Annotated in this window: 11 protein-coding genes and 3 pseudogenes; 7 read left to right on the forward strand and 7 right to left on the reverse strand. The window is 68.5% G+C overall.

Annotated elements, in window-relative coordinates:
- The first annotated feature begins 23 nt into the window (after positions 1–23).
- The gene (locus ACFV3E_RS42085; RefSeq protein ID WP_500541157.1) at positions 24–1,853 is read left to right on the forward strand and encodes a transposase; all 1,830 of its coding nucleotides are present in this window, start codon (positions 24–26) and stop codon (positions 1,851–1,853) included.
- 138 nt (positions 1,854–1,991) lie between these two features.
- On the opposite strand, the pseudogene ACFV3E_RS42090 reads toward ACFV3E_RS42085, so the two are convergent.
- Positions 1,992–2,225: pseudogene (locus ACFV3E_RS42090) on the reverse strand (transposase); the annotation flags it as partial.
- A gap of 685 nt (positions 2,226–2,910) precedes the next feature.
- Between ACFV3E_RS42090 and ACFV3E_RS42095 the strand changes: the two are divergent.
- Complete coding sequence (locus ACFV3E_RS42095) at positions 2,911–4,113, forward strand: IS110 family RNA-guided transposase (RefSeq protein WP_500541159.1); 1,203 nt, start codon at positions 2,911–2,913, stop codon at positions 4,111–4,113.
- Positions 4,114–4,140: 27 nt separating this feature from the next.
- Here the strand turns inward: ACFV3E_RS42095 and ACFV3E_RS42100 are convergent, their stop codons facing one another.
- The 5 genes from ACFV3E_RS42100 to ACFV3E_RS42120 form a co-directional block, all read right to left on the reverse strand.
- Positions 4,141–4,284, reverse strand: coding sequence for a CU044_2847 family protein (locus ACFV3E_RS42100; protein WP_500541161.1), 144 nt, complete (start codon positions 4,282–4,284; stop codon positions 4,141–4,143).
- Complete coding sequence (locus tag ACFV3E_RS42105) at positions 4,218–4,451, reverse strand: hypothetical protein (RefSeq protein ID WP_500541177.1); 234 nt, start codon at positions 4,449–4,451, stop codon at positions 4,218–4,220. Before ACFV3E_RS42105 ends, ACFV3E_RS42100 begins: the two co-directional genes overlap by 67 nt.
- A 174-nt stretch (positions 4,452–4,625) precedes the next feature.
- A complete protein-coding gene (locus ACFV3E_RS42110) occupies positions 4,626–6,002 on the reverse strand; it encodes an IS1380 family transposase (protein WP_500541163.1) in 1,377 nt (458 codons plus the stop codon).
- Positions 6,003–6,298: 296 nt separating this feature from the next.
- Positions 6,299–9,169, reverse strand: a complete 2,871-nt coding sequence (locus ACFV3E_RS42115) for an NACHT domain-containing protein (protein ID WP_500541165.1) — start codon at positions 9,167–9,169, stop codon at positions 6,299–6,301.
- Between the two features lie 224 nt (positions 9,170–9,393).
- Positions 9,394–14,298 carry a DUF3320 domain-containing protein gene (locus ACFV3E_RS42120; protein ID WP_500541167.1) on the reverse strand — a complete coding sequence of 1,635 codons (4,905 nt, stop codon included), beginning with the start codon at positions 14,296–14,298 and terminating at the stop codon, positions 9,394–9,396.
- 209 nt (positions 14,299–14,507) lie between these two features.
- On the opposite strand from ACFV3E_RS42120, the gene ACFV3E_RS42125 reads away from it, so the two are divergent.
- Positions 14,508–15,413, forward strand: a complete 906-nt coding sequence (locus ACFV3E_RS42125; RefSeq protein ID WP_500541169.1) for a PIN domain-containing protein — start codon at positions 14,508–14,510, stop codon at positions 15,411–15,413.
- Positions 15,414–15,497: 84 nt separating this feature from the next.
- Here the strand turns inward: ACFV3E_RS42125 and ACFV3E_RS42130 are convergent, their stop codons facing one another.
- Positions 15,498–15,857: a hypothetical protein gene (locus tag ACFV3E_RS42130; RefSeq protein WP_500541171.1), complete on the reverse strand. Its 360-nt coding sequence runs from the start codon at positions 15,855–15,857 to the stop codon at positions 15,498–15,500.
- Positions 15,858–16,192: 335 nt separating this feature from the next.
- Between ACFV3E_RS42130 and ACFV3E_RS42135 the strand changes: the two are divergent.
- The 4 genes and pseudogenes from ACFV3E_RS42135 to ACFV3E_RS42150 all read left to right on the forward strand — a co-directional run.
- Positions 16,193–16,447 (forward strand): annotated as a pseudogene (locus tag ACFV3E_RS42135) (transposase); the annotation flags it as partial.
- Positions 16,446–16,901 (forward strand): annotated as a pseudogene (locus ACFV3E_RS42140) (helix-turn-helix transcriptional regulator); the annotation flags it as partial. The pseudogenes ACFV3E_RS42135 and ACFV3E_RS42140, both read left to right, overlap by 2 nt.
- A gap of 11 nt (positions 16,902–16,912) precedes the next feature.
- A complete protein-coding gene (locus ACFV3E_RS42145; RefSeq protein WP_500541173.1) occupies positions 16,913–17,983 on the forward strand; it encodes an ornithine cyclodeaminase family protein in 1,071 nt (356 codons plus the stop codon).
- 457 nt (positions 17,984–18,440) lie between these two features.
- Complete coding sequence (locus tag ACFV3E_RS42150; protein WP_500541175.1) at positions 18,441–24,032, forward strand: GH92 family glycosyl hydrolase; 5,592 nt, start codon at positions 18,441–18,443, stop codon at positions 24,030–24,032.
- Positions 24,033–24,064 lie beyond the last annotated feature (32 nt).

Below are 24,064 nucleotides of genomic sequence, written 5' to 3' on the forward strand. Positions count from 1 at the left end.
GGGCCGCGGTGTTGGATGGCTGAGTGGCGAAGAGCTTCCGTCCGGTCGATCGAGACCAACAGTTTCTCCTTCCGGTGGACATGCGGCAGTGGCTTCCTGACGACCATGTGGTGTGGGTACTGCTGGAGGTGGTCGGGCAGCTCGACATCAGCGGCCTGGAGGCCCGGTATTCGCTGGGCGGAGTGGGGCGTCGGGCCTACGATCCGCGGATGCTCCTGGCGCTGTTGATCTACGCGTATGCCGACGGGATCCGCTCGTCGCGGCAGATCGAGCGGTTGTGTCGCACCGATGTGGCGATGCGAGTCATCTGCGCCATGCAGGTGCCAGATCACACTGTGATCGCCCGATTCCGGCAGCGGCATCAAGGTTCGGTGCGTGAACTGTTTACTCAAGTACTGCTGGTGTGTGCGAAGGCCGGACTCGGCCGGCTGGGCAGCATCGCCGTTGATGGAACGAAGATCTCCGCGAATGCCTCTCGGCTCGCCACGTGCCGCAGGCAGTGGCTGCAGCAGCAGGTCGACCAGATCGTTGAGCAGGCTGCCGCGGCGGATGCGGCCGAGGAGGCCGCATCCGGAGCCGCCGGACACAGCGTCGACACGCCCGGGCACTTGCGGGGGCGGCGGGACCGTGAAGAACGACTCAAGCGAGCTCTGGCCGAGGTGGTTGCCGAGGAGGCCGAGCGGGGTCTGGACGCGGAGTCTGCGGCTGCGAAAGAGCGCGAGTTCATCGAGCGCACGAGACGCGGCCGCAACGATGTGGGATCCCGTCCGGTTGGGGCGGATGCCGTGGCGATCGCTGAGGCCCGGTTGCAGGCCGCTCAGGATCGGCTGGCGCACGAGATTGCGCTCAAGCGAGAGCGGATCGAGGTCATGCGAGAGCAGGTCCGGCAGTTCGAGGCGGGCGCGGGGCCCAGGCCGCCTGGCCTGGGTCGATTCAGCTTCGACGAGAACAAGGGCCGGGAGGTGGCTCGCGCCAATCGGTGGGTTGTGCGAGCGATCCAGGAGCTGAAAGCGGCCCGGGACGCCCGGGAGCGCGTGCTGACAGAACCTCCTGAGCCCGCAGCGGCAACCGTGCCAGGCGGTGGGAAACGCGGAGCTCGTCGCGAGACGGCAAAGAGTGATCGCCCACAGGTGCGACGCAATGTCACCGACCCCGACAGCCGCCCGATGCAAGGCGCTGACGGCGGCGCCCTGCAGGGCTATAACGCTCAGCTGGCAGTGGGTGGTGACGGTCTGATCCTGAGCTCTGAGTTGGTCCAGGACGGCAACGACCGGCGTCAGGTGCAGCCGATGACCCAGGCGGCCGTGTTGGCAGCAAGCCTGGTCCACCAGGCGCGATGCACTGGTGAATGTCTCACTGCGGCTGGCTGCTGCATCGTGCCTTCGTGGCCTGGAACGAATGACGCTGACATGAGAAACATATCCGTGGACGGCTGCGGGAAGTCCGCCTGCCCGTGTCTGGCGGACTGGGCTGGCACCTTGTTGTTCGACGCGGGCTATTGGAGCGAGGAGAATCTCAATCTCCCCGGCCCGGACCGGCTCATAGCCACCGGCAAGAACCGGGACCTGCCCCGTCCCGGTCATAGCCTCGGACCGCTGCCCGAGGATGCCGATGCCGCCACGCAGATGGCCCACCGCCTGGCCACGGTGGAAGGCTCCGCCCTCTACAAACGGCGAGCCGCCACCGTGGAACCGGTCAACGGCCACCTCAAGGAACGCATCGGCTTACGCCGATTCTCCCGGCGTGGCCTTGCTGCCTGTCAGGCGGAACTGGATTTCGCCGCAATGGTGTTGAACCTCGGTAAGTTCTTGCGCCTGGAGCCTGCCCGGCGCTCGGTCGCTCTGTCCACCTGACCAGCCGCAACACCCTCGGCACCACCTGGCCGTGGACGCCCCTGCCGCTTGCCTACTTCGAGGCCGACCGGACCCGCGACCTGACCAACCACCGCACTCGAGGTCCGCAAACACCTGCGTCCTCACCTCTACCCAAAAGGCAACAGCCTCCGTGCCGGCCCTGGTGTCCCACTCGCGCGGGCGATATCCGTTGCGGTGGTTGACGCGTTCGTCGCTGACCTGCCCGTATTCGGCGTTGCAGAGGGCATCGGCCTCGGCGGACATGAGCGCGTCGGCGAACGTTTTGACCATCGCTCGCAGTAGATCGGGACTCGCCGCGGCAAGGTTGTCGTCGGCGAGGGCGTGCAGGGGCAGACTGTTGGGTGCGGTCATCGTGCTGATCTCCTTCGAGGCTTCGACACTTCGAAGATCAGCCGGTGGCCGTTTGTCTATGCGGGCACCAACCCGGACGCCAGAGCAAACCCCCGCATCAGGTCCAACCCGTTACACCACTTCCAAGGACGCAACCGCCGGCCCAGCAGCCGCCGCCGAACCGCATCCCCACCCGCACCCTGCTGCTGCCGCTCGTGCAAGACGCCCTGCCCGGCCTGTTCAATCTGGGCGGGCTGCTCATGAGGCTCCGAACGGACATGGTCCTAGACCATGAGGGGGAGCTGATGGGTTACCGAGACAGCGGGGGGATGCCGATCCCCGGCGCGCCGCTCGAGGAGGTCGAAGACGCGTACTGGCGGGTGCGTAACGCGATGCCCGAGGGCACGGAGGAGTTCGCCGACGGGATGATGGAGGAGTACCCCCCGTTATGTTTTTGGCGGTCCTGCAATGGGGCCGCTGGCCTCTGGGCCCGGTATGACTGTTGCCCCCTGTCGACTGCATGACCTGGGGGGGTGGTGTCACCGGGCCCGAGGGGTGCCGTCGGAGACGCTGATCAGAGGCCCGACCACCGCCCGGCCTGGCGCAATGCCCGGCCAATTGTGGGCGGCAGGTCTGCATAACGTGGATGCGCGCGAACGGCCCCGCCCCGCAGGTCAGCACTGCATCGAGACAGGTGGGGGCTCGGTTGATCGACATCGGCAAGGTGGACGTCTTCCTCGGTCTGGACGTCGGCAAGAGCACGCATCACGGGCATGGGCTGACCCCGGCCGGCAAGAAGGTCTTCGACAAGCCCCTGCCGAACAGCGAGCCGAAACTGCGGGCCGTGTTCGACAAGCTCCGGGACAAGTTCGGCACCGTCCTGGTGATCGTGGACCAGCCCGCCTCGATCGGCGCCCTGCCGCTGACCGTCGCCCGAAGTGCGGGCTGTCAGGTCGCCTACCTGCCGGGCCTTGCGATGCGCCGGATCGCCGACCTCTACCCCGGCGAGGCGAAGACCGACGCGAAGGACGCGGCCGTGATCGCGGACGCCGCCCGCACGATGCCGCACACCCTGCGCTCGCTGGAGCTGACCGACGCCATCACCGCCGAGCTCACCGTCCTCGTGGGCTTCGACCAGGACCTCGCCGCCGAGGCCACCCGCACCTCCAACCGAATACGGGGCCTGCTCACCCAGTTCCACCCCAGCTTGGAACGCGTCCTCGGGCCCCGGCTCGACCACCAGGCCGTCACCTGGCTGCTGGAACGCTACGGCTCCCCGGCCGCCCTGCGGAAAGCCGGCCGCCGCAGGCTCGTCGACGTGATCCGGCCCAAAGCCCCGCGCATGGCCACCCGGCTGATCGAGGACGTCTTCGACGCACTCGACGAACAGACCGTCATCGTCCCAGGGACCGGCACCCTCGACATCGTCGTGCCCTCGCTGGCCAGGTCACTGACGGCCGTCCACGAACAACGACGCGCCCTGGAAACCCAGATCGAGAACCTGCTGGAGGCCCACCCTCTTTCCCAGGTCCTGACGTCGCTGCCCGGCGTCGGCGTCAGGACCGCCGCAGTCCTCCTGGTCACCATCGGCGACGGCAGCTCCTTCCCGAGCGCCGCCCACCTCGCCTCCTACGCCGGCCTGGCCCCCACCACCAAACAGTCCGGCACCTCGATCCACGGCGAACACGCACCCCGAGGCGGGAACCGGCAACTGAAACAGGCGATGTTCCTGTCCGCGTTCGCAGCCCTCCACGACCCCGCTTCACGCGCCTACTACGACCGCTGCCGAGCCCGCGGCAAAACCCACACTCAAGCCCTCCTCCGCCTCGCCCGCCACCGCATCAGCGTCCTGTTCGCCATGCTCCGCGACGGAACCTTCTACCAACCCCGAACCCCCCGCCTCACTTGACGAAAGACATAGAGGCACCCCCCGGGGTCAGGGAGCGTCTGCGCTGGATGCGCGGTGCCCGGTCACCGTTACCCTCAGGTGACAGCCGGCCTCGCTCTTGGCGATCACTGCGCCAGCCTGGGCCGCCAGGTCGACCCCAAACTCGATTTCGACCTCGGGCCAGCCTTCCACAGCTGGTCCATCTCGGTGACCGGACCGAGCGCCTCTTGCAGAGACTGTGGCAGCTCGTGGATCGCATCGCTGACTCGTCCGGCCTTCACTGGACCGTCGGATATCTCGGGGGCCTCGAACATGATCGAACCCCCACCCTCCAGCGGACGACGCGCAAGAATGCGCATCGGACCCTCCCCCTAACCTCGATGTTTCGTGACGGTCCGTCGGTTCTTCTGGCGGGCCGTTTCGGTGTTCGGGTTGGTTGTGGGCAGGCGGTGGGCCCGGCTGTCGCGCTGGGTGGGCGCCGGGTTCCACGGCTCCGGTCGGTGGTGCTGTTCGTAGGGGCGGGAAGTTGCTGGTCAGCCTGGGTTCGGCAGGGCTGCGAGCCGGTGTAGGGCTTGGTTGATCAGGTCTGTCCAGGGCCAGTGGGCCGCGAGGCGGAGGATGCGGCAGCGGCCGGTGGTGACCAGTTGCGCGGCGGTGGAGAACAGCCGGAGCCGCAGCCGGCGGGGTTCCCAGCACCTGGCGGGGCCGGTGAGGGCGAGCATCGGCATCCACGCGAGCAGGTCCAGGGCGATCTGGACGATCTCCAGCCAGATCTGGTTCTGGGCGGTGTCGTGGAGGGGGAGGTTGCGCAGGCCGGTGGCCCGTGCGGCACGGATGCGGTCTTCGGCGCGTGCCCGCCGACGGTGCCGCAGCTCGAGCTTGGCGATCGGGACGTCAGCGGTGTTGGTGGCGAAGCAGGTCAGCCGCATGCCGTCGGCGTCGGTGATCCGCAACTGGGCGCCTGGGTGAGGTCGTTCCTTGCGGACGACCAGCCGCATCCCCTTCGGCCAGCCGGTCAGGATGTTCCCGGTGAGCTCGGCGATCCAGGCGCCGTCGCGGATCTCGCCGTCCGGTTCGACGGCCGGTGTCCAGGCCGAGGCCGGCACCTTGAGGACGGCCTGGTGAATCTGCTCGGTGATGGTCATGCCGACCGAATACGACAACCACCGTCCCGGCTGGGCGAGCCAGGCCACGAACTCGTGGGTGCCGCCGCCGGAATCGGTGCGGATCACGGTCTTGCGTCCGCGCCGGAAAACCTTCGGCAGCTGGGCCAGGGCGAGTCGGGCGGCTTCGATGTGGTCGGCGGCGGTGTTGGAGCCTGCGTTCCCCGGTCGCAGCAGACCGGCGACGGGCTCTCCGGAGCCGCCCGGTCCGTGGTCGACGAAGCCCATCAGCGGGTGGTGCCCGAAGGTCTTCTTCCACGTCGGCGTCGCGTCCTGCTTGTCGGAGTGTGCGATGACGAGCACGCCGTCCAGGTCCACGGTCACCTGGCCGTCCGCGTCCGGTGCCGCAGGGCCGGCCAGTTGCCAGACGTGTTCACGCACGGTGGCGCGGGCCGTGCGGATCGCGGCCAGAGCGCGTTCGCCGCCTGCTGCGAGGGTGTCGAGCAGGCGGGACACCGTTGGGTCGGAGGCCACCGGCCCGAATACCGCGGGCTCGGCCCGCAGCATGCCGACGTCGGCCAGGCAGTCCCCGCCCAGGGCCACCGCGAGCGCGACATCCAGCAGGATCTTCCCCGGGTCGTGCACCGCCCGCGGCTTGCGCCACGGCATCAACGCTGTCGATATCGCCTGATCCAGACCGGTCTTGCGGACCGTCTCGACCAGCAACACACCACCGGCTTGGGAGGCCACCCCACGACCGCCGCCCTCGACACGGACACGCGGGTACGACCCGATACTCTTCTTCACCTGAGGAGTGCAGCTTTCCGACGACGAACAGGACCCTAGACAAGTCCATCGTCCCAGGTCAGCAGCACTCCTCGCTTATTTGATCAAGCCTCGGACACCCGCACTCGTGAAAGCCCGAGGCTAAAGATCAGGCCGTATTCGCGCATCCAGGACCCGTTGGAGCGGACCAGGCCATCCACGTCCCGTCATTGAGTGACTGCGGCCGCACTTTGCTGCGGGTGGAGTGAAGCGGTGAGGACGTCGAAGGGCGCGCACGTCGCGCCCGGCAAACACGCCGTTCCGCTTCGGTCGGTCGGCTACCTGGTTGCGGCGAGTTGTTCCTGCAGTCGCGCGTGTCGGAATTGGTACACGGCCCCGGCCTGGCGGAGGACGCCCCTGCGGTGGGCGTCGTCGAGGAAGGCCATAAGCCGCCAGGGCAGCCGGCCCGTCAGGCACAGCCACAGCCGGGTGGTGAGGAGCCATCCCCAGGCACTGAGGCTGATCGTGAGGGGGCCGACCGGGGCCCAGACAACCGCCAAGGCGGCGAATTGGGGGGCTTCGGCCACGAGATCGAGTAGCCATGCCAGCAGCAGGGTGATGCCGGCTCCGAGCGCGGTCAAGGAGAAGCCTCGGGTGATCACGGTTGCGCGGTCGGCCTTGAGGCTGGCTAGCGGGCTGGAGGTGCGCGCGGTGTCGGCTGACGACACCAGCCAGTAGAAGAGTCCTGCCGCGATGCTGCTAATTACACCGAGGCCGAATCCGGCTTGCAGGCCGAAGGCGGCCGCCTTGGTGAAGAGTCGCTCGGGCGTGGCGGTGTTGAGCCAGACGCCGAGGCGTGGAGGCACAGAGAAGTTCCAATCGCCTTCGGCGAAGACACCACTGGGCAGTTTGACGCTTGTGGGGTTATGCGTGTCCTGGTGGAATTCGACCGGTCCATAGAAGGTGCTGCAGTGTGTCCCCTTCGTACCGCACTGCTCGGAGAACTCGGCCAGGGAGCCTGGTGTTGCGTAGGGTTCGTAGCCGGGGTCCTCGATAACGACGCCGTGGACTGGGCCAGGAGTGCGCAGATATTTGCCGCCATTGGGAAGCCGACCGAGTAGCCAGCCGTTCGCAGCGGTGGCATAACCCGTGCCGTCGGGCCGTTCGTGCAGTTCCACAGCGGGCGGAAACTCCTGGTCGGCCCTGACCGCAAGGGTGGTCCCCTGAGCCAGGCCGAAGGCGGCGCCCAGGCAGATACCCGCGAGCAAGCCAGTTGCCAGCCCTCGGACCAGCGTCCAGCGGGAGGGTCGAATGTGCCGGGCTGCCTCGCCGCGCCCCTGTGCCGCGACAGGGATCCTCCATAGCAACCGCAGGAGCAGCAGGCCAGCCACTCCGGCAACGCCCCAAGCGGCCAGTTCCTGGAGCAGCGCTCGGTGAAATGCGATGAGGCTGAGCAAGAAGTACACCACGAATACGGCGACTAGTGCGGCTGCCACCGTCATCACACGGAAGAGGAGAAGGCCAGCCCCCCTGACCCAACGGGAAGGCGCCGCGGGCAAGGGATCTCTCGTGACGCCGAGAACGTCAAGTACAGACGCGACGGCCAGCCCACCTGCCACCGCGATCGCCAGCGCGCCCGGGCCTGACCAACTCCGCCCGGCTGCGAGCGGATCTTCGGAGGTGAGCAGCGTGCCGACGGCGCCCACAACGACACCCGCGGGCGTCGCCAGCGCTGCCAGCGTCATCACCCGCGCCACCGGCCTTCGCCCTGGCCACCTCGGAGGCGTGGCGGATCTGCTGCCCTGGGACAACACCGAGTATCCGATGCAGACACCGGCAACGGCGGCTCCCAGCATTGCCGGTACTCCCGCTGCCGCTTCGAGGCCAGCGGTTGCCGCTGCGGAAACCGCTACTATCACGCAGCCCAGCAACAGGATCGGCGCCAAGCGGCGCAGCGGCCACGGAAGTAGTAGGCGCAGTTGCCACCAGGCGAGGTCGCGGGTCTGGTGTCGTTGCAGGTGGTGGGCGAGGAAGCCGAGCCAGCGCCGGGCGTCGTCGCCCTTCGCACCAGAGGCGTCGCGGAAGGCGGCGTGCACGAAAGCGTCCAGGAGGTGCTGTTCCAGAACGGTGGAGTCATGAAAGCGGGGGGCGAGGAGTTCGGCGGGATCGGCTCCGGTCTCGTCGTAGTTTGTGCGGGCCATCGCCACCATCAGCGGGCTGCCGAGGACGTGGCCCAGCGACCGGGCCGCTGGGTCATCGGGAGTGGAGCGCAGTTTGTCGAGCACCGGTGCCCACCGGGTAGTACGCCGCCCGCTGGGGCTTCTGGTGGGGCGGGCGGTGCGCTCGAGGTAGGAGCTGGCGTCCGCGATGGAGAGGGGTCGCAGTTCGACCACTGCGGCCGCGGTGAAGACGTCCCCGTGTTCGACAACGTCGGCATATTCCTCGGTGCGGCAGGTCAGCAGGACTGGCGCATCGGCGTCGAGTTCGGCGTTAAGCCGACGTACGGCATCTGCCTGCATGGGTGCGGGGATCTCATCGAGGCCGTCGAGGACCGGGAGAATGCGGCCTGCGGCCAGTAGCTCGCGGCCCCAGGTCGTCCCGGGGTAGGTGGCGGACAGCGAGGCTGCCATCCACTCCTGGAGGCCTTGGTGATCCGGCTGCCAGTTGGACAGCTGGAAGAGGACGGGCACAGCGTCCTCGGCCTGGCGGCGCTCGAGTAGGTCCAGGGTGAACCGGAGCGACAGGACGGTCTTGCCGCTTCCTGGCTTGCCCAGCACGACTAGTCTGCGTGAGGGTACTTGGGCGAAGACCTCGGTGATCTGCTCCAGCCGGGCGCTTAGATCGTCCGGGCCGCCGATGTTCTCCTGATGATCGGCTAGCCACGGGTCGGCCGATGCCCAGCGCACCTGAAGAGGGGCAGGGTCCTGCAGCCGTCGCAGCCGCCACTCCGCCTGCCACTGCTCCTGCACCACACCAGCCAGTTGCGCGGTGAGTAGGTCGATCCGCTCTTGGGCCGACGGCCTGCCCGCTTCCGTTGCGCCTTCACGCAGCAAACTCGCGGCCAAGCCCACCACGGACAGCCCGAACCCGAGCACCGACGTCAGCGGGCCGGTTTCGCCAAGGTCCCCCTTGCTGCCAGCCACGACGAAGACCACGCCCGTGACGAGGACCGCCGCTACCCAGATGCCATGCCGCCAGTACCGCATCATGCGGCCCCCCGCCCCCCAAGTACGACCATCCGGAACATATGCTGAGCCATCGGCCCCATCCCTGGGAAGGCACAGACGCCCAGCCGACGGGGGCGTGCCGTTGCGTCCACGCCAGCCGCTTCCTCAGCTTCCCCCCGCCGCGAGCCGCCTCTCCGCCGCCGGCAGCGGGCGACATCCTGGGGATGTCACGACGGGCCCGTTGTGCCAGGCAAGTTGCGGGCGTGTCAGCGCACCGCGGTGATACGCCCCTCCGAGCCCACAAACTTTCCCTGCCCGTAGAGGTCTGCGATGTCGCCTTCGAGGCAACTGCGGATGTCACGCCCTGCCCGCCGCCAGCCGAAGAACTCGCACGTCACTCGGACGAGCTCATCGCGAGACATGCCAGGACATTCCGCAGACAGCTCGTACAGTGCGAGTTGTCGCTCTGCAGGGGCAATGTGCAGGGCTTTGCGCGGCGCTTCCTCGCCGTCGGGGTAGCGGGCTTTGGGGTCCTCGCGGCCGGTAAGGTTCAGGAAGCCGGCCCGGACGGAGATCCTCCCGGTGCGTGCCAGGACGCGGACGACTTCGCGGACGTTGTCACGGATGCGGTTTCCGGCTCGTGCCACGCCCCAGGCTTCACGGGCGCGCTGTACCAGTAGGTCCTCGTGGATGGGACCCTCGGTTTCGACGATCGTGCGTAGTAGCTGGTTGAGTTCGGGCCGGGCTTCTGGTGTGTGGAGCTCGTGCAGTGAGCTCACGGTCATGTCGCACACCTCGTAAGGGGCGCTCCAGGGGCGTTCTGGGTCGGGCCGGACTGGCACCCGTTCTGGCTCGGCTGCGACGACAGAGGTCCGGGTTGGTACAGGTGGGCTCGCCTGGTGTCCGGGTTCGCCGGATGTCGTGGCGGGTGTCGTCGTTGTCCTGGTGGAGGAGACCGTGAGGGGACCTTGGACTACGGCTTGTTCGACGGCTGCGCGCAGTCGTTGTTCGGCGGCGGGTCGTCCTCGGTACCAGTCGGTGCCCCAGATGCGGTAGAGGCGCCAGCCCAGCCCGGTGAGGACTTGTTCGCGGAGGCGGTCGCGGTCGCGGGCGGCTTTCGAGGAGTGGTACATGGCGCCGTCGCATTCGATGCCCAGCGCGTAGGAGCCGGGCCTGTCGGGGTGGCGCAGTCCGAGGTCGATGCGGAAGCCGGCGACGCCGACCTGGGGTTGGACGGTGTAGCCCCAGCTGCGCAGGACCTGCAGGACGGACTCTTCGAAGGGGCTTTCGGTTTCCTCGGGTCCTTGGACGACGTCCTGGGCGAGGACGGCGGGCCCGTTCTCGGCGTACTCCAGGTAGCGCTTGAGGTGCTGGACGCTCTCGTTGGGGCTGTCGGCGAGTGCGGTGCCGTGGAAGGAGGCGACGACCTCCATGCGGTAGCGGGCGCGGGTGATGGCGACGTTGAGGCGGCGCCATCCGCGGTCTCGGTTGATGGGGCCGAAGTGGGTCGTCAGTTTGCCGTGTGCGTCGGGGCCGTAGCCGATGGACATGATCATCACGTCGCGTTCGTCGCCCTGTACCGATTCGAGGTTCTTGACGAAGAAGCCGTCGAGGCGGTCCTCGGTGAAGCAGTCGTCCAGATCGGGCCGGGACAGCCGGGCCTGCTGGACGGCCAGGTCGATGGCGGATGCCTGGGCCTGGGACAGTGCGACCACGCCGAGGGTGCGGCCGGGGCGGGTGTCGAAGTGATGGATGACGCGTTCCGCGACGAACGCCGCTTCGATGTGGTTGTCGTGGCGGCCGCCGCGGTCGTAGACGCCCGCTGCGTTGAAGTAGGCAACGCCGACGTCGTTGCCTTCGTCGAGGGCACCGGGGAAGGTGATCATGCGTGGGTCGTAGAAGGACCGGTTGCTGAAGGTGATCAGGTCCTCGTGGCGGCTGCGGTAGTGCCAGCGCAGGGGCAGCTCGCGCAGGGCGCCGGCCTTGCAGGCGTCGAGCAGTGATTCGAATTTGTCCGGGACGTTCTGGTCGTATTCGTCGGAGTCGTCTTCGACGGCGGAGTCGAAGAACGTGGTGGGCGGCAACTGCTTGGAGTCACCAGCCACGATCAGGGAGCTGCCCCGGTAGATGCAGTTGATTGCGTCGCTGGGGCGGACCTGGGACGCCTCGTCGAAAATGACCACGTCGAAGTGGAAGACGGGGGGCAAGAACTGGCTGACGCTGAGTGGGCTCATCATGAAGCAAGGCTTGATGGCCTGGACGACGTCGCGGGTGCGGCCCAGCAGATCACGCACCGGCATGTGGCGCCTGGTGATCTGTGCCTGATGGGTGATCACCGCAGCGTCCCCACTGGCGATGCGGCGTGGGCGGCGACGGTTGCAGGCCTCGATCACCGCTCCGGCCGCTGCGGCGACAAGGCGTCGGTCGGCCTCCCGGAATGAGACGACCCGGGCGTCGAGGTCGGCGGAGCGCGTGGTGCGCAGCCGGGGGTCGCAGGCGAGGATGGTGTCGGCCCAGGCTCTGAGGATTGACTGTTCGACGACGGCTGGGAACTGCTGTGCAGACACGGCGCGTTCGGCGGCGCGGGCGGGAAGGTCGGCGGCTCCTTGGCGGGCGAGAACGGCGAGGGCATCGCGGTAGGTCTGCCACTCTTCGGGTCCGCGGGGGTCGGCGAGGAAAGCGTCGATGGCTTGCCGGGCCTGGTCGAGTGTGCCCAGCAGCGCTGGGGCGAGCTGGCCTCGGCGGGGGGCGTCAAAGAGTTGCAGCAGGTTGGTGTCCGCCGTGGACCAGTGGGTGGCCCGCTGGTCGGCTGCATCGCACCAGTCGGACAGTGCGTTGCGGGCTTTGTGGGCGAGCAGGCCGGGCAGCCGGTCGGGGGCTGCGTCGTCCGCTAGCCGCGAGGCGAGCAGGTCGTGGCTGTCGGCGTTCCGGGTGACCTCGGCGATGCGGCCGGCGATGTCGAGGGCCTGGGCCAGGGCGCCCAGGTCGCCGAGCGCGCGCGGGGTGTAGCGGTCCAGCAGTCCTTGATGGTTGCCGGCAAGTCGGGCGGTCTCGACGGTGGCACGCTGCCAGGCCAGGGCCTGTTCCAACCGCCCGGTAAGAACCTTGTCCCATGCCCCGCTGTGGGTGAGGGCCGCCACCATCGCGCGATCAGACTTGTACTGGGCAGAGAAGCGGGTCAGCATCCCGCGGTGTTGTTCGGCAAAGCGGGAGACCACGGCAGGGAGGTCTACGGCGGTGAGGACCTGCTCGCCGAAAACGTCCTCGACAGCTCGGCGTGCCTCGGCCTCAGCGGTGAGCGCGGTCCGCAACTCGGCTGCCGCCGTCTGGGCCTGCGTGAGGGCCCCCGGGGCGAACCATTGCCGTGGTGGGCGGGATGGGGCGTCGGTGAGGTCGGCCAGTTCGAAGAGAGCGAAAGCGTCATCGGGCGTGGTCGGCTTGGGCATGCCGAACAGGTCCGCGAGCTCGGCCAGGGTGACTGACAGGTCTTCGGGAAGGGCCACGCCCGGCACGGCGGAGCGGGCAGGCAGCGCGGCGCGCAGGGTCCGAACCAGCCGGGTGACGTCGTGGAGGGCGCGTGGCGGGGCGATGGCGGTAGCGAAGGGTCGGCGGTCGATGGCTGCCTGCAGCGCCTGCAAAGCGTCGGCAGCCCCCTCAGCCCGGGTGAGTGCGGAGTCGCCTGTCAGACCGCGCCACGCGAAGGCCTCCCCGTCGGCGGCAGGCCGCCAGGCGCGGCTGACCGCTTCGGCGGCATTCGTCAGGTCCTGCAGTGCCGCAGCGCTGAGGGTGCCGGTGATGTCGGTGTTCCTGCCGTCCACAGGAAGCAGCGGCGTGCCGGCCTGCTCCAGCAGGACCAGCCGTCCGAGCACGTCGTGCAGGCTGCGCTGCAGCGGCTCCCGGGTTTGGTTCATCGCGGCCGCGTAGGCGGACAGCTCCTCGCGCAGCCGGCGCGCCTGGTCAAGTTCGTGTTCCGCAGCACCGGTGACACGGGCCTCGGTGGTCAGCACCCGGGCAAGTTCGGTGGCCACGGCCTTCTTCGTGGTGTTACCGCTGTGCAGCGCCATGACGAAGTCGCCAAGGCCGACGCCGATCAGTCGGTTGCGGACGACATCGAGCGCCGCGGCCTTCTCACTGACGAACAAGACGCTGCGCCCGGCGTGCATCAGTGCAGCAATCATGTTGGTGATGGTCTGGCTCTTGCCGGTGCCCGGGGGGCCGCTGACGACGAAGGAGCGGCCGTCCAGTGCGGCAGCGATGCACTGCCGCTGCGAGGCATCCGCGTCCAGGACCAGCGGTGTGCGCTCAGGGAGCTGAAGCTCGTCGATGCGGTCAAGGTCCGCCGGCTCGAAGTCGATCAGGTCATCGGGCAGACCTGCTTCTGGCCCGATGCCGACCGCACGCACCAGCGGGTGGGCGAGGATCCGCTCCTCGTTCTGCTGCAGATCCTGATACATGGCCTCCTTATAGGAGGCGAACAGGCCCAGGACGACGCGCTCGCTGACCGACCAGCCCTTCCGTTCGGCTGCGACATCGTGAGCCGCGGCCAGCACAGCGCTGAAGTCGCCGACGTCGCACGCTGTCAAGGCGCTCCCGTCGACGCCCAGCCGTTCGAGCTTGACCGCAAGCGCTGGGTTGAGGATGCGCTCCTGGTCCTCAACGACGTGGAGCCGGGTTCGATCGCGGCCGTCGCGGCGCAGGTCGACCGGCACGAGCAGCAGGGGCGCCGCGCTGCTCTCGTGGGCACCGGGCTCGCGCCAGTCGAGCATGCCAACGCCAAGCCACAGCACCCACAGGCCGTAGTCGTTGTACATCTGATGCGACTTCAGGCGCAGCTGGTTCAGCGCGGCATCCAGCCCTGCCTGCGTGGCCTTCTGGGTGACCAGCCCTAGCCTGGGGGCAGGGCGACGAACGGGCGGGCTGGCGGCGGAGTCTTCCTCTTCGTCGACCGGTGCGAAGTCCAGGCCGCGGGGCAGGCCCGCCAGGAGAGTGGAAGCGTTCGGGCTGGTCAGCTCCAGCGTGGCTGTCCTGGTGTGCCGGAAGTTCAGCAGCCGATTGCGTCCGCCGATGTCAATGAGCGCGTCCCGCCATCCGCTCAGGGCGGCCTTCAGCCGGCTCAGACCGGGATCATCGCTGCTGGAGCCAACAGTGCCGGTCGACGGCCGGTGTGACATACGGGCGGTACCCCCTCAGACGGATCGAACCGGGGGAATCACGACGTCCCCCGCCGCATTCAATAGCAGTCAGATGCGTCCTACCGAAAGAGACAGCGGGATGCGATGCGTATTTGTTGTCCATGCGCGGGGTTCTCCGGGCGTGCCTGACGTGCCGTCCGATGAAGGGGTGCTCTGCCAGGTCTGGGAAAGGACCCTCTCGTCCGCGCTTGTTCGGCATCATCGACAGCATGGCCCACAAGCAGCCCGCCCCACCCTCGTACGCAGACCGCCTTGTCGGCGAGCTCGAAACGATAGCCACCGACTACCAGGCAATCCTGGCGGACTCCTCTATCCGCCCGCGGAACCTGGAGAGCGCGGGCATGATCGTGATGACAGCGAACCGATGGGCGTGGGAGACCAGCACTGCTGACGGCGAGGCGCGCAGAATGGCACTGCTGCAACGGCTGCGCGCCTGGGGACCCCGGTTCCGCCTGTTGTTCCCCCACCCGACTCCACAGGTGCAGCACAGCCTCGATGACGGCCTCGGACTCTTGGAGGACTGGCTGGTGCGCGCCAACAGGGCCAAGCATCACGCTCCACGGGACATGTCCACCGCGACGCAGAAGGTGGCCGCCGCTGTCGCGAAGCTCCAGGCGCTCGCTGACTTGCTGCCCGCCGACGACTGGCATGTACGGGTTGTGGTGGATACGAACACGCTGCTCGACGACCCCGACGTGACGCTTTACCAGGGCGAACTCGGCCCTCGGTACATGGTTCACCTATTGCCGGTCGTGCTGCGTGAGATCGACGACAAGAAGCGAGACGGCCGAACGCAAGACCTGCGCGAGGCGGCCAAGCAAGCTGATCGCCGGCTGAAGGGACTGCGGCACAACGGCGACGTGCTCGTGGGGGTTCGAGTCGCCGGCGAAGTTCATGCCGTCTTTGAGCACATCGAGCCACAGGGAGACGGCCTGCCGGATTGGCTCGACCTCACCGTTCCCGACGACCGCTTCCTCGCCTCCACACTCCTGCTGCAGTCGCGCCATCCTGGGGCACGGGTGTACGTGGCTACCAGCGACATCAATCTGCAGACCAAGCTAGCTGCGGTGGGCTTGCCGTTCGTCGAGCCCTGAAGGACCTGTAGCCCTCGCGCCCGGAGAGGTCTGCGGCGGCAGAGCAGGTAGCGCCAATAGGCTCAAGCAGCAACGTTGCGCTGCTCAGTCCAAGGGCAGGTGCCCCAGGGGTCGCGCATCGTCGGCCTGTATCGCGAGAGCGGCCGCGACCTCTGCGTCGGTGAAGCATGGCCCTCGCCAGGCGTCCGGGCGTGCCACGGCCTCCATCGTGACGTTGGTGCCGTATCGGCGAGCCGCTTCGAAGAGCCGGGACAGAATGTTCAGGGCTCGCGGATCGAGCTGCCCGATCAGTGTGCTCCAGGTGCGGGTGGTTTGGTCGAATGCCGCGACGGACTGGAGCAAGGCGCGCTGCTGCTCGAAGGCCGCGGCATCCAGCGAAGCCGAGGTGGCGGTGACCCTGAGTACCCACGTCGGCGTCGTTTGGTCGGTGCCGGGAATCGTCATGTAATCGACCGTAGCCGCCGCCGCTGACAGGCGGCGTGCGTGGGATACGGCAGCGGGCCTTCAGGTCGTGGATGCCCCTATCGCTTCTGACGTCTGCCAATCCTGTGGCCACGTCTTGAGTACTTCGTGGTTGCCTGCGGTGTCCTTCACCAGTTGGATGAAGACGTCCGGTCCGTCGCCGTACAGCCCGACCCAGTCACGAAAGGTGTCGAACGCTGTCTTCGGCTTGGTCCACTCCCCCGTGACCATGCCACCGCCGGGCCTAACTGATCGTTTCAGAATGAGGTCGGCGTGTTTGTTGGCAATCGATGATCTTCGTCGGCAGGGTCGGCGGGGTGACTGATGATCTTGTCCCCGATGACCTGTGGGAGCGCATAGCCCCACTGCTGCCGCCGCAGCCTGAGCGAAGGTACCGGCGCCCGGGCCGACTTCGGGTGCCTGACCGTATTGCCCTGGCGGGCATCGTCTACGTACTGCGTAAGGGTGTGGCCTGGCGGGATGTACCCGCTGCTGTGGTGGGCTGCTCGGGCGTGACCGCCTGGCGCCGCCTGCGGGACTGGACCGACGCCGACGTCTGGCCCCGGCTGCACACGGATGGGCCTGGCCCGCATCGCGGATCCGCAGTACCCGAGCGTGATCCAGAACTACCCCAACCAGTTTCCCGACGGTCGGCCGGTGAAGAGCACGTCGATCGGCATCAAGAACGCCGCGGGCCAGTACATCGCGGCCCTGTGCCTGAACCTTGACGTGTCCGTCCTGTCGCCGGTGACGCTGGCGTTGTCGAACCTCGTGGCCACCGATGTCGAGCACCGCGAGCACCCGCTGGAGAATTTGCGGGACCGCAACGCGCGCGAGCTGCGCCGAACTGTGGAGGCGCTGGCCGCAGAGCGCGGTGCCACCCCCCGGTCGCTGAGTCGGGACGACAAGAAGGCGCTCGTGCGGCAGCTGCAGGGCGAGGGCTACTTCGAGGGGCGCGACGCCGCGCAGACCATCGCGGACCTGCTGGGCGTGTCCCGGGCCACGGTCTACAACTACGCTAAGTGAAGGGGCCGTACATGATCGACGCCGGACCGGCCGCGCACACCGCACCTGCTGCTCCGCCCAGTTCCGGCCCGCCGTCGGACACGGGCCGTGGCCTGCTGTTCATCTCGGAGGAACAGACGGCTGCGCTCGTGGACGAGGAGCTGGCTCTGGAAGCGGCACGCGCGGCCTTCGCCGCGACGGTGAAGGGCGTGGTCTTCCCTTCCCTGGCCGTGCACGGCTCCGATCCGCGCAACCGGTTCACGCTCAAGCCGTCCGCGTCCGCGACGCATGCCGGGGTGAAGATCGGCACCTACTGGCCGGACAACCTGAGACGTAGGCTCCCGCGTCACCACTCCACTTTGCTGCTGCTCGACCAGAGGATCGGCCGGATCGCCGCCGTCCTGGAACTCGGTGCCGCGAACGCCTACCGAACCGCCGCGGCCAACGCGCTCGCCGTCGACCTGCTCGCCCCCACCGGCGCCGCCACCCTTGCGGTCTTCGGCACCGGCCATCAGGCCGCCTATGAGGCGCGGGCCGTCGCCCGGGTCCGGCCGATCGGCGAGATCCTGATCGTGGGACGCGACAAGGCCCGCGAAGCGACCGTGGCTGCCGCACTCACCGCAGAGGGACACACAGCACGTGCGGCCGGTGCCGAGGAAGCCTGCGCGAGCGCCGACGTGATCGTCACCGCCACCACCGCACGGGCCGAAGACCCTCCCCTGTTCGAGGCCGAGTGGGTCCGCCCCGGCACGCACCTGTCCTGCATGGGCGCCGACGCCCCCGGAAAGCGGGAGCTGCCCCCCGCCCTGTTCGCCCGCGCACGGGTCTTCTGCGACCTGCCCGAACAGGCACGCCGCATGGGCGAAAGCCAGCACGCACCCGAGGACACCGTCCTCATCCCCCTCGGCGAAGTCCTCACCCAGCGCGCCCCAGGACGCACCGACCACCGTGACATCACAGTCTTCGACAGTTCCGGGATCGGACTGCAAGACCTCTACCTGGCTCTGGCCCTCCTGAAGCTGCTCGCCACCGGCACGTACGCCGCCGTCGCGGGCGGCATCCCCAGGGGCGAGCTCAACGCACTGATGCTCCCGCAGGCCTGAAGCGCGGGGCCTCACGGCGGCACCCCGGCGGGACGGGACGGGCCCCGGTTCGCCCGCCCGGTCACGGCCGGGCGAACCGGGAAGGAAAACGGGCTATTTCACGGGGGTTACGCGCTCCACTCTTGACAACGTTGTCTGGAAAGGAACACGCTAACCGCGATCTACGGCAGGCGTGCCCTTTTACGAGTCCCCCATCCCTTTACGGAGCTTCCGCGTGATCCAGGACCTTCGCCCCAACACATGTGTGGGGCCGAGGCGGTTGTCGCCGCCCCGCGTCGGCGATCGTGGCACTGCTTCGTACTGACCTGTTCTGACCTGTACTGACCTGTTCCCCGGGTCGAACCGCCTCCTGGCGCCGTCCAGGACCGAGCCGCGGCGAGCCCCGACGTGATGCTCCCGACCTCCAATGACGAAAGGTCCCTCCGTGTCACCTTCCCCCTCTGCCCGCCATTTGTCCTTGCGAAGATGGGCCGGCGCGGCGATAGCCCTGTCGTTGCCCGTGGGGCTGCTGGTCGTCGCACCCTCGGTGGGTGCCGCGGCGCCGCCGCCCGGCAACTTCAGTTCCTCCTTCGAGTCGGCCGACCCGCAGGCCGCGGCGAGCACCGTCGAGGTCGACGGCAGCGGCAAGCCGGTCCAGGAGAACCTGAGCGGATCGAGCTCCACCGGACTGCCCGGCAGCCTGCTCGACCAGGTCAGCGCGGTGACCGCCAGCGCCGACAACCCGCCCGGGGAAATCGCCTCCAACGTCAAGGACGCCAATCCGTCGACCAAGTGGCTGGCGTTCGCCAGGACCGGCTGGGTGACGTACCGGCTGGCCAAGCCCGCGGCGGTGGTGAAGTACTCGCTGACCTCCGCGAACGACGCGGCGGGCCGCGACCCCAAGGACTTCACCGTTCAGGGGTCGAACGACGGCAGCGCGTGGACCGACCTGGACACGCGGACGGGTGTGAGCTTCAGCGGGCGGTTCGCCACCAACACCTACAGCTTCAGCAACACGACGGCCTACGCGTACTACCGGCTGAACGTCACGGCGAACTCCGGTGACTCGATCCTCCAGCTCGCGGACTGGAACATCAGCGACGGCTCGAACGTCCTGCCGCCGGCCACCCCGATGGTCAGTGTCGCCGGCGCGGGACCGGTCAGCGGCTACAACATGAAGCCGGGGGCCGGGTTCTCCGGCGTGGCCTCGCTGCGGTACTCGGGCGGCGCACGGGCCGACGGCCGCTCGTACGCGACCAACAAGCTCTTCGACGTCGACATCCCGGTCGGGCCCAAGACCCGGCTGTCGTACAAGATCTTCCCCGAGTTCACCGCCAAGGACACCCAGTACCCGTCCACCTACGCGGCCGTCGACCTGCACTTCACCGACGGCACCTACCTGAGCGGCCTCTCACCCGTCGACCAGCACGGCTACGCGCTCACCGCGGCCGGGCAGGGTGCGTCGAAGGTGCTCTACGCCGACCAGTGGAACGCGGTGCAGTCCGAGATCGGGGCGGTCGCAGGCGGCAAGACGATCGACCGCGTCCTGCTCTCCTACGACGACCCCAAGGCCACCGCCTCGACGCGTTTCCAGGGCTGGCTCGACGCCGTCACCGTGTCGGGCACCCCGACGCCGGTGGACGGCTCCAGCCTGACCAACTTCGTCGACACCCGGCGCGGCACCAACGCCTCCGGCGGGTTCTCGCGCGGCAACAACCTGCCGATCTCGGCGATGCCGAACGGCTTCAACTTCTTCACGCCGGTCACCAACGCCGCGTCCAACTCCTGGGAGTACGACTACCAGGCGGGCAACAACGCGGCCAACCTGGCGACGCTGCAGGGACTCGCGATCTCGCACGAGCCCAGCCCGTGGATGGGTGACCGCAACCAGATGTCGGTCATGCCGGTGCCGGCCGGGGGCTCGCTCACCGGAGCGCCCAGCGGACGCGCACTCGCCTTCAGCCACGACGACGAGATCGCGCGGCCGGACTTCTACCAGGTCACCACGCAGAACGGCCTGAAGGCGCAGATGTCGCCCACCGACCACGGTGGCATCATGCAGTTCACCTTCCCGTCCGGGCAGACCACCGGAAGCCTGGTCTTCTACAACGGCACGTTCACCATCGGCACGGACGGCACCTTCACCGGCTGGGTGGACAACGGAAGCGGTCTGTCGGCCGGTCGCAGCCGGATGTTCGTTTCCGGCACCTTCGACCGGGCGCCGACGGCGACCTCCGCCGCTTCCGCCACCTTCGACACCTCCGCGAGCCGGCAGGTGACGCTGCGGATCGCGACCTCGTTCCTCTCGGTCGGCCAGGCGGGCAAGAACCTCGGCCTGGAGGTCACCGGGCAGAGCTTCGACCAGATCCACGACGCGGCCACCGCGGCGTGGAAGGACCGGCTCGGCCGGATCGAGGTGCAGGGCGCGAACGAGACGCAGAAGGTCACGCTCTACTCGAACCTCTACCGGTTGAACCTGTACCCGAACTCGCAGTCGGAGAACACCGGCACCGCAGCCGCGCCGCGCTGGCAGTACGCGAGCCCGGTGTCGGCACCGACCGGCACGTCGACCGCCACGCAGACCGGCGCCAAGGTCGTGGACGGCCAGATCTACGTCAACAACGGGTTCTGGGACACCTACCGCACCGTGTGGCCCGCGTACTCGCTGCTGTACCCGGACGTCGCGGCCAAGATCGCCGACGGCTTCGTCCAGCAGTACCGCGACGGCGGGTGGATAGCCCGCTGGTCCTCACCCGGCTACGCCGACCTGATGACCGGCACCAGCGCCAACGTGGCACTGGCCGAGGCCTACCTCAACGGTGTCGACGTGCCCGACCCGCTCGGCGCGTACGAGGCGGCGGTCAAGGACGCCACCGTCGCGTCCGGCCGCAGTGAGGTCGGCCGCAAGGGCATCGAAAACGGGCTGTTCCTCGGCTACACGCCCACCTCCACCGGCGAGTCCGTGTCGTGGGCGCTGGAAGGCTTCATCAACGACTACGGCATCGGCAACATGGGCGCGGCCCTGGCCGACGACAAGTCGGTGCCGAAGGACGACCGCAAGCGGATCAAGGAGGAGTCGGCGTACTTCCTCCAGCGGGCCCGCAACTACGTCAACCTCTTCGACAAGGACAGCGAGTTCTTCGAGGGACGCCAGGCCAACGGCACGTTCCTCACCGGCAACCCGCTCGACTGGGGCGGCGCCTACACCGAGACGAACGGCTGGAACTTCGCGTTCACCGCGCAGCAGGACGGCCAGGGCCTGGCCAACCTCTACGGCGGCCAGAAGCAGCTGGAGCAGAAGCTCGACCAGTTCTTCTCCACCCCGGAGAACGCCGACCACCCCGGTGGGTACAACGGCACGATCCACGAGATGCTCGAGGCGCAGGCGGTGCGCCTGGGCCAGCTCGGCATGAGCAACCAGCCCTCGCACCACATCCCGTACATGTACGACTACGCCGGTGCGCCGTCCAAGACGCAGGCGATCGTGCGGGAGATCCTGCAGCGCCTCTACGTTGGCGACGAGATCGGCCAGGGCTACCCGGGTGACGAGGACAACGGCGAGATGTCGTCGTGGTACATCCTCAGCTCGCTGGGCATCTACCCGCTGCAGGCCGGCTCCTCCAACTGGGCCATAGGCTCGCCGCAGTTCACCAAGATGACCGTCCACCGCACGAGCGGCGACATCGTTGTCAACGCGCCGGACAACAGCACCAAGAACATCTACGTGCAGGGTGTGAAGGTCAACGGCAAGACCCAGCGCGCAGTGTCCGTCGACTCGGCCGAGCTCGTCCACGGCGGCACGATCGACTTCGCGATGGGCTCGCAGCCGTCGTCCTGGGGCACCGGCAAGAAGGACGCGCCGCCGTCGCTGACCAAGGGCACAGACGTCCCCAAGCCCTTGCAGGACACCACGGGTCCGGGCCTCGGCACCGCGACCACCAGCGACGGGCAGGACGCGTCGAAGCTGTTCGACGACTCGTCGACCACGCAGATGACCTTCGCCACCGACGAGCCCCAGATCGACTGGGTCTACCGCGGCGGCAAGCAGACACCGTCGTACTACACCCTCACCTCCGGTGCGGGTGCGGGCGACCCGACGGACTGGAAGCTGCAGGCCTCCAACGACGGGATCACCTGGACCACGCTCGACTCGCGTCACCGCGAGGTGTTCCCGTCGCGCAACCAGACCCGGGCGTTCAAGATCGGCAATCCAGGGAAGTTCGCACGGTTCCGCCTGGTCGTGAAGGAGACCGCCGGCGCCGCGCAGACCAGCCTCGCCGAGGTCGAACTGCTCGCGGGCGGCGACGTCCAGCTCGGTGGCGGCGACCTCACGGTCGCCGGCGTGAGCAGCGGGCTGCACGCGACGTCCGGCGTCGCGGTCTCGGCACCCCTGGCCACCGTCACCGGGGGCACCGCGAGCGGCTACCAGGCCACGATCGACTGGGGTGACGGCTCGCCGGTCACCACGGGCACCACGGCTCTGAGCTCGCGGGGCGTGTACAGCGTCAGCGGTACGCACACCTACGCCAAGCCCGGTTACTACCAGGCGAACGTCACGGTGACCGACGGCACCGTCCAGGGCTCGGGCACGGTCGGGGCCGACGTGGCGTACGCGCCGAGCTCCAGCCTCACCGCCGCCTTCGACACCGTCTGCATCGGGGACGAGGGCGCGCTCGCCGCGAACTGCGACAGCAAGTCGTGGGCGTACTCGCGTGCCGCTCTCAAGGCGGCCGGCGTGACCCAGGGCCAGCAGCACGACGTGCCCGGCACGGCACTGCACTTCACGCTTCCGGAGACCCCGGCGGGCCAGCCGGACAACGCGACGGGCAACGGCAACACGCTCGTGCTCAACCTGCCGGCCGACGCGAAGAGCATCTCGTTCATCGGCGCCGGCACGCAGGGCAACCAGAACACCACCGGCACGGCGACGTTCAGCGACGGCAGCACCGCCACCGTCCCGATCCAGATGAGCGACTGGACGCTGGGCGGCAACGCAGGCGGCACGCCGTCCTTCGGCAACATCGTCGTCGCCAAGTCCGCCTACCGACTGCTCGGCACGAGCCGGGACAGCGCCCAGCCGTTCCTGTTCGCCACCACGCCGTTCCAGATCCCGGCGGGCAAGACGCTGGTGTCGGTGACCCTGCCCAAGCAGACCGGCGACGCCGGTTCCGCCGGCCGGATCCACGTGTTCGCCGTCGCCCACGACGGCACGCCGGCGCCCGCTCTGGTGACCACCACTCCCAAGGACCGGACGGCCACCCCGGGGAAGGCCCTCGCGGCGGACCTCGGTTCGGTGACCGGCGGCGTTCCCCGCCCGACGGGCTACCAGGCCCGCGTCCAGTGGGGTGACGGCACGGTTCCGTCCGACGCCACGGTCGACGCGTCCGGTGCGATCAACGGAGAGCACACGTACGTGCAGCAGGGCACGTACACCGTGCACGTCACCACGTGGGACACGCTGTCCAGCAGGACCGAGACGTTCACCGTGACCGTGGGGAAGGCGGCGCTGCAGCCGTCGATCTCGGCGTCGGCATCCACCACCGTCGAGGCCGGTGACGCGATCACCGTCAACGGCAGCGGGTTCGCCGCCGGCGAGCGCGTGACCGTCAAGCTGGGCACCAGCCCGGCGCGCAGCGTGACGGTCGAGGCCTCTGCGACGGGTGCGGTCCACGCGTCCGTGGCGGCGTCCGATGACGCGCAGCCCGGCCGGTACGCCATCACCGCGGCCGGCGCGTCCTCGCGGACTCCGGCGACGGCCACCGTCCGGGTGACCGATGAACCGCAGGCGCGGACGTACCGACCGGACGTGCTGTTGTCGACGACGTCGGGGCCGCGCGCCACGGCGATCGTCGTCAACGCCAGCGGGTTCGCGCCGAACGAGGCCGTGAGGATCGGCTTCGGTGACGGTCTCGCCTTCATCACCGTGCACGCGAACGCCGACGGTGTGATCCACGGCGCAACCATCAGCGTCCCGGGGACGGCCAAGCCGGGTCCGACCGGTGTCACACTGGCCGGCGCCGATTCGGCGACCCATGTTCGGCTGCACTTCGAGGTCACCGACCACAACTGACCCGAACTGAGCTGGACTGAGCTGAACCAATC

It is taken from the genome of Streptomyces sp. NPDC059718 (genome assembly GCF_042733315.1).
In the GTDB taxonomy this organism is placed as follows: Bacteria; Actinomycetota; Actinomycetes; order Streptomycetales; family Streptomycetaceae; genus Actinacidiphila.

Excerpts from the sequence above, each read along its gene's own strand:
- ACFV3E_RS42115 (WP_500541165.1), bottom strand. The coding sequence starts at position 9,169 with ATGATGCGGTACTGGCGGCATGGCATCTGGGTAGCGGCGGTCCTCGTC.
- ACFV3E_RS42145 (WP_500541173.1), top strand. The coding sequence starts at position 16,913 with ATGATCGACGCCGGACCGGCCGCGCACACCGCACCTGCTGCTCCGCCC.
- ACFV3E_RS42130 (WP_500541171.1), bottom strand. The coding sequence starts at position 15,857 with ATGACGATTCCCGGCACCGACCAAACGACGCCGACGTGGGTACTCAGG.
- ACFV3E_RS42120 (WP_500541167.1), bottom strand. The coding sequence starts at position 14,298 with ATGTCACACCGGCCGTCGACCGGCACTGTTGGCTCCAGCAGCGATGAT.
- ACFV3E_RS42105 (WP_500541177.1), bottom strand. The coding sequence starts at position 4,451 with ATGCGCATTCTTGCGCGTCGTCCGCTGGAGGGTGGGGGTTCGATCATG.